The 13,821-nt window shown below is 46.9% G+C and carries 10 protein-coding genes; 2 read left to right on the forward strand and 8 right to left on the reverse strand.

The annotated features are described in order from the left end of the window. Nucleotides 1–98: 98 nt before the first annotated feature. From zwf to fbp, 4 genes are all read right to left on the reverse strand, one after another. Complete coding sequence (gene zwf / locus QUA78_RS07350; protein WP_333398699.1) at nt 99–1,628, reverse strand: glucose-6-phosphate dehydrogenase; 1,530 nt, start codon at nt 1,626–1,628, stop codon at nt 99–101. A gap of 261 nt (nt 1,629–1,889) precedes the next feature. Beyond that, the gene (gene tal, locus QUA78_RS07355; RefSeq protein ID WP_333307226.1) at nt 1,890–3,044 is read right to left on the reverse strand and encodes a transaldolase; all 1,155 of its coding nucleotides are present in this window, start codon (nt 3,042–3,044) and stop codon (nt 1,890–1,892) included. 116 nt (nt 3,045–3,160) lie between these two features. Beyond that, nucleotides 3,161–3,301, reverse strand: coding sequence for a hypothetical protein (locus QUA78_RS07360; protein ID WP_333307224.1), 141 nt, complete (start codon nt 3,299–3,301; stop codon nt 3,161–3,163). After that, the gene (gene fbp / locus QUA78_RS07365) at nt 3,298–4,371 is read right to left on the reverse strand and encodes a class 1 fructose-bisphosphatase (RefSeq protein WP_333398706.1); all 1,074 of its coding nucleotides are present in this window, start codon (nt 4,369–4,371) and stop codon (nt 3,298–3,300) included. The genes QUA78_RS07360 and fbp overlap by 4 nt, the downstream gene beginning before the upstream one ends. Before the next feature lie 629 nt (nt 4,372–5,000). Here fbp and QUA78_RS07370 point away from each other — a divergent pair. Together QUA78_RS07370 and QUA78_RS07375 are read left to right on the forward strand one after the other, a co-directional pair. Then, a complete protein-coding gene (locus tag QUA78_RS07370; protein ID WP_333305730.1) occupies nt 5,001–7,274 on the forward strand; it encodes an AAA-like domain-containing protein in 2,274 nt (757 codons plus the stop codon). 35 nt (nt 7,275–7,309) lie between these two features. Further along, complete coding sequence (locus QUA78_RS07375; protein ID WP_333305728.1) at nt 7,310–10,510, forward strand: WD40 domain-containing protein; 3,201 nt, start codon at nt 7,310–7,312, stop codon at nt 10,508–10,510. Between the two features lie 212 nt (nt 10,511–10,722). On the opposite strand, the gene thrB is transcribed toward QUA78_RS07375, so the two are convergent. The 4 genes from thrB to QUA78_RS07395 form a co-directional block, all read right to left on the reverse strand. Further along, on the reverse strand, nt 10,723–11,859 hold the full coding sequence (thrB, locus tag QUA78_RS07380) for a homoserine kinase (RefSeq protein WP_333305726.1): 1,137 nt from the start codon (nt 11,857–11,859) through the stop codon (nt 10,723–10,725). An 87-nt stretch (nt 11,860–11,946) separates the two neighbouring features. After that, nucleotides 11,947–12,516 carry a Uma2 family endonuclease gene (locus QUA78_RS07385; RefSeq protein ID WP_333305724.1) on the reverse strand — a complete coding sequence of 190 codons (570 nt, stop codon included), beginning with the start codon at nt 12,514–12,516 and terminating at the stop codon, nt 11,947–11,949. Nucleotides 12,517–12,568: 52 nt separating this feature from the next. Next, nucleotides 12,569–13,045 carry a tetratricopeptide repeat protein gene (locus tag QUA78_RS07390; RefSeq protein WP_333305722.1) on the reverse strand — a complete coding sequence of 159 codons (477 nt, stop codon included), beginning with the start codon at nt 13,043–13,045 and terminating at the stop codon, nt 12,569–12,571. 4 nt (nt 13,046–13,049) lie between these two features. Continuing rightward, entirely contained in the window at nt 13,050–13,616 is a 567-nt protein-coding gene (locus QUA78_RS07395; RefSeq protein ID WP_333305720.1) for a Uma2 family endonuclease, read from the reverse strand. Nucleotides 13,617–13,821: the final 205 nt, after the last annotated feature.

Below are 13,821 nucleotides of genomic sequence, written 5' to 3' on the forward strand. Positions count from 1 at the left end.
GTTATTAGTTAGCAGTTATTAGTTAGCAGTTCTTAGCTCATGACTAATGACTAATGCTGACCAATGACTAAGGACTAATGACTGCTGACTAATGACTCTTAAAGTCTGCGCCACTTGCGGCCGTCTCTGTTAATTAGCAGTTCTGCTTCCGCCGGTTCCCAAGTACCCGCTTCGTATTTAGGAACCAACTCCTGTTCGTTGGACGATTCCCAATCCATCAGCGCCGGCGTTACCACCCGCCAAGCTTCTTCCACTTCATCAGAACGGGTAAACAAAGTTTGGTCGCCCAGCATACAATCAATTAACAGGCGATCGTAAGCATCCGAAGATGTCACCCCAAAGGAAGAACCGTAACTGAAATCCATATCCACCGTCCGCGTCCGCAAATCCGGCCCCGGCATTTTCGCCTCAAACCTCAGCGAAATCCCCTCGTTGGGATGCACGCGCATAGTCAAAACGTTAGGAGTAGTTTGTTGGGCCGCGGACTGAAAGATTAGCAGCGGAACTTCGCGGAACTGAATCGCAATTTCGCTAACTTTTTTCGGCAACCGTTTGCCGGTTCGCAGGTAAAAAGGCACTCCCTGCCAGCGCCAGTTGTCAATCATAAACTTCATCGCCACAAAAGTCGGCGTTGTCGAATTGGGAGCAACCCCCGGTTCATCGTGGTACCCCGGCACGGGTTTGCCCTTCATCCAACCTGCGGAATATTGACCCCGAATCGCTGAGAAGTCCAAGTTATTCAAATCTGCCAAGCGAGTTGCTTGCAGAACTTTCATCTTTTCGGTGCGGATGCTGTCAGCGTCGAGCGAGTTCGGCGGTTCCATCGCCGTCAGACAGAAAATCTGCATCAAGTGGTTTTGCAGCATATCCCGCAACGCCCCAGAGGATTCGTAGTAACCCGCCCGGTCTTCTACGCCTACTGTTTCTGCAACTGTAATTTGTACGTGATCGACAAATTGCCGATTCCACAGCGGTTCAAAAATCGCGTTAGCAAACCGGAACACCATTAAATTCTGAACAGTTTCTTTACCCAAATAGTGGTCGATCCGGTAAACTTGCTGTTCTTGGCAAACCTGCTGCACGACTCGGTTGAGAGCTTTTGCCGAACTCAAGTCGCGGCCGAAGGGTTTTTCAATTACCAAGCGGTGTTTTGCTGGGTCAACTAGCATTTGAGCAGCGCCTAGTTGCCTAATTGCTTCTGGGAAAAAGTTCGGGGAAACCGAGAGATAAAATATGTGATTGCCGCGAGTTCTCCTTTCTTCGTCGATTTCCGCTAAGAAAGCTTTGAGTTTTTGATAGCTTTCGGGGTTGTCAATGTCGCCCGGACAGTAGTACAAACCTTGAGCGAAATCTTTCCATAATTCTTCATTGCCAATGCCGCCGCCAAATTCTTCAATGCCTTCGCGCATTTGCTCTCGGAAGTAATCGTGACTCCAAGGGCGGCGGGCTACTCCCACCACGGTAGTTTCCGGTGGCAAGCGCCGATCGCGCTTCATCTGATAAATTGCAGGTACCAGTTTGCGCTGGGTGAGATCCCCAGAAGCTCCGAAGATCACCAGTATTTGCGGTTCCGGCACCCGTTCTTTTCGCAAACCGACCCGCAGTGGATTTTCAAGTAGCGTTACCATTATTTATTTTCCTTGTTCTAGTGCTGTTAACCCTGCCAAGACACCATGATAGTTTGCGGTCATTTCTGCTAGTTGCGGGGTGAGAGAGTTAATCGCTTCTTCATACTGCTAAAGGAGGCAGATGATTTTGCTCTCTAGGAACTTTGAAACCCATTAATCTCAAAATTCCTAGAGAGGATTTAAAACTCAGCATTTAGGAAGCAAAACAATTATCTATTCCGACTCCTCAATGCTTCTGCCTTTCAGGATACAGATATTTGCCTAAGCGACGGGTGACAACTTCTGGACTTTCTCTTGCAAGGAATCTATCAGGGATTGGAACGGATTGACGAATTTCTCAATCCCGTCGAGGAGCAAGTCTGCCATCACTTTGTCCAAGTTGATGTCGATGTCGGGATCTTTGAGACTTTCGATCAGCGTGTAAGCTTCTGCAACGTTGTTCTCAATCCGGGGTGCGACATCGCAGTGGTCGAAACAAGCTTCAACAGTGTTCGGCGGCAAAGTGTTAACGGTATCGGGGCCTATTAGTTCATCTACGTACATGACATCGCTGTAGTTGGGGTTTTTGGTGCTGGTGGAAGCCCACAGCAATCGCTGCACTTTCGCTCCTTTGGCTGCTAAAGCTTGCCAGCGATCGCTCGCTACGATCTCTTTATACTTCTGGTAAGCTACCTTCGCATTGGCGATCGCAATTTTCCCCTTCACTGCTTCCAGTTTGGCTTTTGTGGAAATATCTGTGACATTTTTGAGTTTCTCGTCAATCTTGCCATCGATATTGATGTCGATCCGGCTCAAGAAGAAACTGGCAACAGAAGCAGTATTGCTCACATCCAAACCTTTAGCCGCCCGCGCTTCCAAACCGCGAATGTAAGCCCAGAAGGTTTCGACGTAGCTGTCAACCGAGAACAGCAAAGTCACGTTAACGTTAATCCCTTCGCTGATGACTCGCTCGACTGCGGGCAAACCTTCAGCGGTTCCCGGAATCTTAATCATCACGTTTTCTTTGCCGAGGGTTTTGTAATAGCGCATGGCTTCGCTAATCGTGCTTTCTGTGTCGTTGGCGATCGTCGGTGGCACTTCGATACTGATGTAACCGTCCAAACCCTTCGACTCTGCGTAAACTGGGGCGAAGATGTCGCAAGCGTTGCGGATATCTTCAAATACCAGAGATTCGTAAATCTCCATTACAGATTTACCCGCCCGGATGCCCGCTTCGATATCCGCGTCGTAAATCACATTACCCGCGATCGCTTTCTCAAAAATAGCCGGATTAGATGTAATCCCGCGCAGTCCCCTACTTTCAATCATCTTTTTGAGTTCGCCGGACTCGATCAGATCGCGAGTCAAATTGTCCATCCAGATACTTTGGCCAATTTCTTTGATTTCTAACAGGTGATTCGTTGGCGTTGCTGTCATTACTGTAACTCCTACAATTTGATAGCTGTTAATTGGGACTTGGAAATTGGGAATTGAAAATTGAGAATTGGTAATGGGGAATTGGCAATAGGGAATTGGTAATTGGGAGTCGAAAGTTATAAGTTAAAACCCTCTTCTTTCTTCCTGACATCCGTTACATCCCGTACATTGCTCGTTGCCGAACTTCCCTCTTCCTTCTTCCTGACATCAGTTACATCCGTTACATAATCCGTTGCCGAACTTCCCTTTTCCTTCACTCTTGGACTGTTCTAGGATTGCGCGATCGATCTTGAATAAAAGACTCAACCATCGCTACATTTTCTTTACTGCCGATTATCAAGGGCGATCGCTCGTGCAGCTTGGTCGGCACTACATCCATGATGTCTTGAATACCCGTACTTGCCCGCCCGCCGGCTTGCTCCATCAAAAACGCCAAAGGAGCCGATTCGTAGAGCAAGCGCAATTTGCCCTCGGGTTTTTTCACCGTTCCGGGGTACAAAAACACGCCTCCCTGGAATAAAATCCGGTGGAAATCTCCCACCAAAGCCCCACCGTACCGGGCGCTGTAGCCTTCGCTGCGGTGTACGTAGCGAATGTAATCTCTCAAAGATTCCTCCCACTGCCAGAAGTTGCCTTCATTAACGCTGTAAATCGGGCCGCGATCGGGAACCTTAATGTTTTCGTTAGCTAGAATAAACTCGCCCAAACTGGGGTCGAGGGTAAAGGAATGAACGCCCTGACCGATCGAATAAACCAGCATGGTACTCGGGCCGTAGAGCACGTAGCCTGCCGCGATTTGTTTGTGTCCGTGTTGCAGCAAGTCGGAAGCAGAACCGTCTTCATCGTCCCCCTCTTGCTTGCGGATGCTGAATATGGAGCCGACATTGAGATTGATGTCAAGATTGGAAGAACCGTCTATGGGGTCGTAGAGCAGACTGTAACGCCCGATCGGACAGTTTTCGGGAATGTAGTAGGGTTTTTCCATTTCCTCCGAAGCCAAGCGGCAGACAAGTCCGCTTTGCTGGAATACCGAGATAAACACTTCATTAGCATAGATATCCATCTTTTTGACGGATTCTCCCTGCACATTCACAGCCCCTGTAAACCCTAAAGCATCTGCCATTAACCCGGCTCTGCTGAGCCGCCTCGCGATCAGCTTGGCAGCTAGTCCGATGCGATTCATCAGGGCGCTGAGATCCTGAGCATCTGCTGAAAAGCTGTGAAGTTGCTGGAGTACGTGACGGGATAGGGTTGTGCAATCGCGGTCTAAGGCTTGCACCTGATCGGTCGGGCCCAGGCGGGTTTCCCCTGTCGGCGCGTTTACCATGATTTTGATGTCCTCCCTGTCTTGCTGCTCTGGATTTGGGTTCGATGGAGTCCTTGACACTTGCCCCTGAATCGGCTTTTAGACCGATCGACCCCTAACTTCTATCTTAGGAAGGGTTTTGCCAAAGGGGGCTAAACTTTAGGTGAATTTTAGATCTCCATCGAAAGTGTTATCAAAGAGTGAGGCGTTCGATCGACTATTTAGTCGGGCATTGTCTTTAAAATTACTAAATTTTTTAATAAACTGCTCTTGACGTAGAGGAAGAGCAGAAGGAATAAGGAAGAAAAAAGAAGGAAGATTGTTGCTTGCTTAATTATCAAAAATATTTCTAAATATCTAGCAGGAGGAATTGCTTCTATAGGGGCAAAGAATCTCGATATTTATGAAAATAAGACTGCAAAAGCGGAAGGCGATCGCACTTCTGGAATAGGTTGCTCAAATGATTACTTGAGAATAGCGATCGCCTTTTTGATTGGTTATGCTTGAGTCAGGGCGAGCGTTTCTGTCAGTTTACTGACAACAAAAATAAAGATGTTTGTGGTTAAATAGCGTAAAGGCAAGAAATATGTCGCCGTCACAGGGGTAGTGTCGTTAAGCTCCTGTATCTCCTAAGCGTGAAGGTTCGATTGATGAGTATTCCTTCTGAACATAAAAAAATTATCCTGTTTTTGGCAGCCAACCCCAAAAATACCACCCCTGTGGACTTACAGAAAGAGGCGAAGGAAATTGCAGAGGGGTTGCAACGCTCTAAAAAGGGCGACAAGTTTCAACTGGAGCAACAGTGGGCGGTGACACCAAGAGAAATGCAGCGAGCCATATTAGATTATAAACCAGAGATTGTGCATTTCTCTGGGCATGGTGCAGGAGAAGGCGGTTTAGCGTTGGAAGATGAGGCGGGAGAAATTAAGCTTGTAAATACCAAAGCTTTGGCAGCTTTGTTTGAGGCGTTTAAGGAGTACGTGGAGTGCGTAATACTCAACGCTTGCTATTCAGAAGTGCAAGCTGAGGCGATCGCACGTCACATTCCCTATGTGATCGGCATGAAGCAAGCGGTGGGAGATAACGCCGCACGAGAATTCGCTGTAGGTTTTTACGATACGTTGGCGGCGGGGGAGTCGATCGAACGTGCCTATAAGTTGGGTTGCGTTAGCATCAGCATGGCTGATATTCCCGAAGAACTTACGCCGGTATTAAAGAAGAAGTCGGATTTTTCCCAGTTGGATGCAGCAGAGCGATCGTGCGATGCTTCTGTTAGCGATATCGTTGAGGAGTTGTCGCCTGTGGTGGAAAATCCGCGATCGATCGCCACACCTCCCGTTTCTCTTCTCAATTTAGACAACCCAGAAGGTTCTGTGAGTTTGGATTCACCCCTATATATCGATCGACCTCCCATCGAATCGGACTGCTACCAAACTATTGTCAAACCCGGAGCTTTAATCCGAATCAAAGCCCCCCGGCAAATGGGAAAAACTTCCTTAGTGCAGCGAATTTTAGACCGCGCCAAGGAACAGGGATATCAAACGGCTTATTTAAACTTTCAATGGGCTGATGGCAGTTTTCTCACCAATCTTGATGAGTTGTTGCAGTGGTTTTGTGGTGAGATTACCAATGAATTAAATTTAGAAGACAGGTTAGGAGAATATTGGAAAGGCGTTCTCGGCAGTAAAAATAAAAGCACCAAGTATTTCCAACGCTATCTACTATCTGACAGCGAGCGGCCTCTTGTTTTAGGGTTAGATGAAGTCGATCGGATTTTTCAGCATTCCGAAATAGCCACCGACTTCTTTGGATTATTACGAGCTTGGCACGAGCGGGGCAAAAATGAGGAAATTTGGAAAAAGCTGAGGTTAGTCATTTCTCACTCTCAAGAAGTTTATATCCCTCTCAATATTAATCAGTCGCCATTTAACGTGGGATTGCCCATAGAGTTACCTGAACTCAATCAGAGACAGGTAACAGATTTAGTGAATCGACACCGATTAAATTGGTCAAATCAAGAGATTTGTGACCTGATGGAAATGGTGGGCGGTCATCCTTATTTAGTTCGAGTTGCTCTCTACCAAGTTGCCAGGGGGAGAATTACCTTAGATAGCTTGCTAAAAGTCGCTCCTACTGAAGAAGGCCCTTACTACGATCATTTACGACGGCATTTAGTTAACTTGGAAACAGATGCAGAACTAGCAGCAACAATTAGACAAGTGATTAACAGCGAACAACCTGTAGAGATTCACACCGGAGAGGCTTTTAAATTGCGAAGCATGGGGTTGATCAAATTTCAGGGAAATGCTGTCATGCCATTATGTGGTTTGTACCGTCAATATTTTCGCCATCGCCTAGCTTCTCCTCCAGCGACTGATGGGCAACAAACTAATAACCAACCAATCTTGCCCGTAGAGAGTCATTTAGCAGCTATTATGTTCTCGGATGTTGTTAATTCCACTGCTTTATCAGTTGCCAACCAAAAGCTGACACTAGAATTAGTGAATCGAGATTTCAGAATCATCCGAGAGATTTGCGATAAATATCAAGGTAAAGTCCTTAAAGAAATCGGCGATGGTTTATTAATTTTCTTTCCAGAAAGTGCCGTAAAAGCAGTCGCCTGTGCGCTAGAAATACAGCGAAATTTCGCCGAAGCTGCCACAATCTCACCTCCGAGTCATGTCCTCCAGCACCGCATTGGTATTCACTTGGGGGAAGTCTTCTTTTTTAATAATGATATCAGGGGGACTGGTGTAAATTTAGCTGCTCGTTTAGAAGGGAAAGCAGAGCCAGGAGGAATCTGTATTTCTGAGACAGTTTATCAAGTCGTAAAAACCCACTCACCTTTAAATGCGATAGACTTAGGTCTGCAACAGTTAAAGGGAATTCCTGAACCTGTACGGCTGTACAAATTGATTCCTTGATTCTCTGATTTTCCACCTATGAATTAACAATTACTATGAAAGATTATCAATATCAAGTGGGAGGGAGCCTGCCTGCAAATGCCCCAACTTATGTCACTAGAAAGGCGGATGAAGAACTTTATCAAGCTTTAAAAGCCGGAGAATTCTGCTATGTTCTCAATGCCAGACAAATGGGAAAATCATCCCTGCGAGTGCGGACAATGCAGCGGTTACAAGCAGAGGGAATCGCCTGTAGTAGCATTGATATCACAGAAATTGGCACCTCAGATATTACGCCAGAAGAGTGGTATGCAGGCGTGATCGATAGCATCGTCAGCCGATTAAATTTGTATGACATTTTTGATTTAGATGAATGGTGGGAGCAGAATAGATTACTATCGAATGTTAAACGATTTAGTAAATTCATTGAAGAAGTATTACTCAAAAATATCTCAGCAAATATAGTTATTTTTGTCGATGAATCGGACAGTTTAATCAGCTTAAATTTTAAAATAGAAGATTTTTTTGCTGTGATTCGTGATTGCTATAATAATCGAGCCGATCAACCAGACTATCGTCGATTAACATTTACAATGTTAGGGGTGGCAACTCCCTCAGATTTAATTCAAGACAAGCGACGCACTCCTTTTAATATTGGTCGAGGGATAGAGTTAACGGGGTTTCAATTAGCAGAAGCCCAACCTTTGGCAGTTGGGTTAGAAACTCAAGCAGAAAATTCGCAAGCATTGTTAGAAGCGGTGTTATATTGGACTGGGGGACAGCCATTTTTAACACAAAAAGTGTGTAAATTATTGCTCAATTATGCCAACTCTGCTTTCATGCAAACTCCCGCTGAGTGGGTAGGGAATTTAGTCCGAGAAAAGGTGATTGAGTATTGGGAAGGACAGGATGAGCCAGAGCATTTAAAGACGATTCGAGACCGCATTTTACGCAGCGAACAACGGGCAAGTCGGTTATTGGGACTATATCAGCAAATTTTGCAGCACAATGAGATAGCGACTGATGATAGTCCCGAACAAATGGAACTGCGATTAACTGGATTGGTGGTTAAGCAGTCTGGCAAACTTAAAGTTTATAACCCAATTTATCAAGCGGTTTTTAACCTTGATTGGGTGGAAAAACAATTAGCGGATCTCCGCCCTTACAGCGAAAGTTTTAAAGCTTGGATAGATTCTGATTGCCAAGATGAATCGCGACTGTTGCGGGGTCAAGCCTTGCACGATGCTCAAAATTGGGCAGCCGATAAAAGTTTGAGCGATTTGGATTATCAGTTTTTAAATGCCAGTCGGGAAGTACAACAACGGGAAGTTGAACGAGAGTTAGAAGCACAAAAACAAGCGAATAAAATTTTGACTCAAGCGAATCAGACGCTAATTAAAGCAGAGCAATTAGCCACCTATAAAGTCACTCAAGCCCAGAATTTAGCAAATGTCATCCAGGAAACTGCTTTTTCTAATGAATCATTTCGTTCAGGACAGACATTCCAAGCACTGTTGGAAGCATTAAAGGCAGGGCAAGCATTCAAACAATTAGATGCTTCAGCCGAGACGACAAAACATATGAGAGGACGAGTGATAGCTGCGCTGCAACAAGCAGCGTCCGTAGTAAAAGAGCGCAATCATTTGGAAGGGCATAGCAATTCTGTCAGAAGCATCGCCTTTAGTCCAGATGGCTTGACTTTGGCTTCTGCAAGTGACGACAACACCATCAAACTGTGGCACATGGAAAGCCAAACTCCCATCGCTACCCTTACCGGACACAGCAATTCTGTCAGAAGCGTTGCCTTTAGTCCCGATGGCTTGACTTTGGCTTCTGCAAGCAGTGACAAAACCATCAAACTCTGGCATCTGGAAAGCCAAACACCCATCGCTACCCTTATAGGACACAGTAATTCTGTCAGAAGCGTTGCCTTTAGTCCCGATGGCTTGATTTTGGCTTCTGCAAGCAGTGACCACACCATCAAACTGTGGCACCTGCAAAGCCAAAAACCCATCGCTACCCTCACCGGGCATAGCAATTCTGTCAGAAGCGTCGCCTTTAGTCCCGATGGCTTAACTTTGGCTTCTGCAAGCTTTGACAACACCATCAAACTCTGGCACCTGCAAAGCCAAAAACCCATCGCTACCCTCATCGGGCATAAAAATCCGCTTTCTAGCGTCGCCTTTAGTCCTGATGGCTTGATTTTGGCTTCTGCTAGCAGCGACAACACCATCAAACTGTGGCACCTGCAAAGCCAAAAACCCATCGCTACCCTCACCGGGCATAGCAATCCGGTCTATAGCGTCGCCTTTAGTCCTGATGGCTTGATTTTGGCTTCTGCAAGCAGTGACAACACCATCAAACTGTGGCACCTGCAAAGCCCAAAACCCATCGCTACCCTCACCGGGCATAGCAATGAGGTCAATAGCGTCGCCTTTAGTTCCGATGGCAAGACATTGGCTTCTACAAGTGACGACAACACCATCAAAGTGTGGCACCTGCAAAGCCAAACACCCATCGCTACCCTCACCGGGCACAGCAATTGGGTTTGGAGCGTCGCTTTTAGTCCCGATGGCTTGACATTGGCTTCTGCTAGCCGTGACCACACCATCAAACTCTGGCATCTGCAAACCCAAAAAGTCATCGCTACCCTCACCGGGCATAGCAGTTATGTCAGAAGCGTTGCCTTTAGTCCCGATGGCTTGACATTGGCTTCTGCTAGCAGTGACAACACCATCAAACTGTGGCACCTGCAAACCCAAAAAGTCATGGCTACCCTCACCGGGCATAGCAATGAGGTCTATAGCGTTGCCTTTAGTCCCGATGGCTTGACATTGGCTTCTGCAAGCTTTGACAACACCATCAAACTCTGGCACCTGCAAAGTCAAAAACCCATCGCTACCCTCACCGGGCATAGAAATCCGCTCTATAGCGTCGCCTTTAGTCCCGATGGCTTGACATTGGCTTCTGCAAGCTTTGACAACACCATCAAACTGTGGCACCTGCCAAGCCAAAAACCCATCGCTACCCTCACCGGGCATAGGAATCCGGTCTATAGCATTGCCTTTAGTCCCGATGGCTTGACATTGGCTTCTGCTAGCAGTGACAAAACCATCAAACTGTGGGTTTGGGATTGCGATAAACTAATGGCATTAGGTTGCAATTGGATTAGCGATTATCTCAGAACCAATCCGAAAGCAACAGAAGAGGATAAAAAGATGTGTGCTGATTACCTCAGCCAAGAGTCAATCCAATAGGATTTAGGCAAAAAATGCGGCTGTGGTTCCGGCAGAAGAACGCGAACTTTGCGAATTTGTCTTAATCCTGGCGATAAAGATACAGCAGGGAAACCGATTTCAATCATTCCTGCGGTTAATTGATGATTGATGGTTCTGATGCCGTATCGTGCTGTTACTTTTGCCCCTACAAAAGGCGGTTATGTAGATGTTCTGCGTCCAGAGTGGAATAACTAACGGGAGATTTGTGCTCCTTGGGTGTCGAGGTCGATCGCCCTTACATCAGCCTTCACCCCAAATTCCATCCAAGCAGCCGCCATTTCCCTGACAACCGCACCAGCATTAGTAGCATCCGTTAAAGCCAAAAGCGTCGGCCCCGCACCGCTAATGACCATTCCATAAGCCCCTGCATTCAGGGCGGCTTGTTGCACCGCTTCATATCCTTTAATCAGAGATTGCCGGTAAGGTTGGTGAATTTTGTCTTGGAGGGCGCAGCGCAGCCAGTTTTCTTTGCCCGTTTCCAAAGCCCGCAACAGCAAACCGAGGTGTGCGGCATTAAAAATCGCATCAGCCCTGCTGTAATCTGCGGGCAAAACTCGGCGCGCTTCGGCTGTAGAAAGCTCAAAATCGGGGATGGCTACCACCGAGACAATATTAGGATGCCAGGGAATATCGCAAATTTCCCAAGAACCCCCCCCCTGCCCCCCCTTGCTAAGGGGGGGTGTAAGAGGGGATTCTTCTCTTAGCCCCCCCTTGCTAAGGGGGGGTTGGGGGGGTGTATTCATTTCCCAAGAACCCCCCCCCTGCCCCCCCTTGCTAAGGGGGGGTGATGCTGTGATTTCCCCCTCACGGAGGGGGAATTCTTCTCTTAGCCCCCCCTTACTAAGGGGGGGTTGGGGGGGTGGATTGCTAGCAGCGAGGCGACAGCCTCCGAGTAATGCAGGGACAACGTTGTCGGGATGTCCTTCAAGTTCGATCGCCAACTGCATCACTTCCACCTGACTCAAAGGCGCACCGGCTAATTGATTTGCACCGACTAACCCGCCGACAATAGCTGTAGCGGAACTTCCCAAGCCTCTAGCCAGCGGCACTTGCATATCTATATGTATGGCTACGGGCGGCGGCGATTGTTGGAGGCGATCGTATAACTTGAGAAAAGCTTGATAAGCGAGATTGCTGTCGTCTGTCTTGACTTTGGCGGCTTCTTTGCCCGTAACGGTAATTTTTAGTTTCTCGGTTGCTGAGGGTTCGAGTCGGGAGAATTGGAAGCGGTTGTAGAGGCTTAAAGCGGCACCGATGCAGTCGAATCCTGGGCCTAGGTTGGCGGTTGTGGCGGGTACGGTAACGGTGACGGTAGAGATTACGGACATTTTTTGAATAGTTAATTTGGAGTGTTTAACCGCAGATGAACGCGGATGAACGCAGATAAATTTTTGATATCGGTTCGATCGACTATTTTAACTGATTCCTAGAACATCTTCGTAAATTTGTGCGATCGGGCATTGAAAGTCTACGCTAGCCAAGCGAACTTCTTCGCCCTCCGCGTAAGGGTAAAGTTCCCAGCGCCCTTCTGCATTGCGCTGGTAAGATTCTACACTGATTCTTTCTTGGTTAATCAGTACGTATTCTTGTAAAGTTTCTAAGGTGCGGTAGTCGGCAAATTTATTTCCGCGATCGAATGCTGCTGTTGTTGGAGATAGAACTTCTACGATTAAGCGCGGGTGGCGTTTGAAATATTCCAGGCTTCTATCTCTTTCGTCGCAAGTCACCATAATGTCGGGATAGTAAAACACGTCTGCTTGCTCAATTCTGGCTTTCATGTTTCCTATGTAAATTCGGCATCCTCTACCCCGAACGTGGTTTCTCAGCAGCGCAAATAAGTTGCCTGCAATTGTCTCGTGGGCATCGCTTGCTCCTGCCATGGCATAAATTTCGCCTTGTCTGTATTCGTGTTTGACGGGGCTGATTTTTTCGCCGTCTAAATAGTCTTCCGGGGATACGTAGTTGTGACTTTTGCTGGCAACCATAGTTTGTATTTGTTAAACACTAATCATATTATACCATGTTTTCAAAAGCCATTTATTCTTGCAGCATTTCAAGATGCTTGATAGCATCTTGATAATCGTTGGTATTGCCATCTTTTTGATAGAGTTCGGCTGCTTTATGATAATCGGCGATCGCCCCCGGTTTGTCTTCTAAGAACTCGCGGACTCTGGCGCGGTTGTAGTAGGCGTCGCCGTAGTTGGGGTTGATTTCAATGGCGCGATCGAAATCTGCTTTAGCTGCTGGATAATCTTTGAGATTGCGGCCGCGGATGATGCCGCGTTTGTTGTAGGCTTTAGCGTAGTTGGGGTTGAGGCGGATGGCTTCGGTGTAATCGGCGATCGCCCCTTGAAAGTCTCCAGCTTCTGATTTGGCTAAAGCGCTGTTAAATAAGTCTTCAGCAGGATTTTGAACGATGAGTATTGGCGCTGACTCTGCTGGAATGGCAGGGGATATGCCACCCAAAACGGTAACAAATCCTAAAATGCCGATCGCCCGGTAAAAGTGTTTCATAAATCTAAGCAAAAATTCGAGCGACAGAGCAACTAAAACCAGGTAACAAAGGCGAGGTCAATTCATCAGCGCTCAACAGCGTAGCAATGAGCCTTAAACTTGCTTGTTCCCTGCGATAAACTTCTATTTGCTGCAACCGCCAATTCACAATCCAGTATTCCTGTACTCCTCGTACCGAATAGAGTCTGAGTTTCAAATCTCTATCCCGTCTTTCATTGTCTGCACCGAGGGACAATACTTCAACAACTAACTCAGGTGCGGCGGTTAAATGGCCGGCTTCGTCTAGCAAGATAGCCAAGCGTTCATTGCTGGCCCAAACTAGATCCGGAATGACGTTATCAGCATCCGTGAAAATGATACCTGGATTGATTCCTGCTCGTCCTAAATTAGTCTCTCGCGACCAAGTATTAAGTTCTTGGTAGAGGTTGCCTATAGCTTGTTGATGACCCCAATGCGGTGCTCTAGTCACAAATAACTCTCCATCAATAATTTCGTAACGATCGCCGTTATCGGGCAATAGTTCTAAATCGGCGGTAGTCCAGCGTACTTTATCAGATATTGTCTGGTTCATACAAGCACTCTTGATAGGTGATACAAACATTCTAAACGATCGAGCTTCTACGCGCTCCACGGCTTGAAACAATGGGGCTACACTGACTCTCGCTTTTTGCAGGCGAGACTCATAATATTGAAACCCGCCGGGGCGCGGGTTTCGTTTTTGTAGACGCGATTTAGCATCGGCAAATTGTCCGATCGCCCAATTTAAAATTATTTAA

This window comes from Microcoleus sp. K4-B3, from assembly GCF_036704615.1.
GTDB lineage: Bacteria > Cyanobacteriota > Cyanobacteriia > Cyanobacteriales > Microcoleaceae > Microcoleus.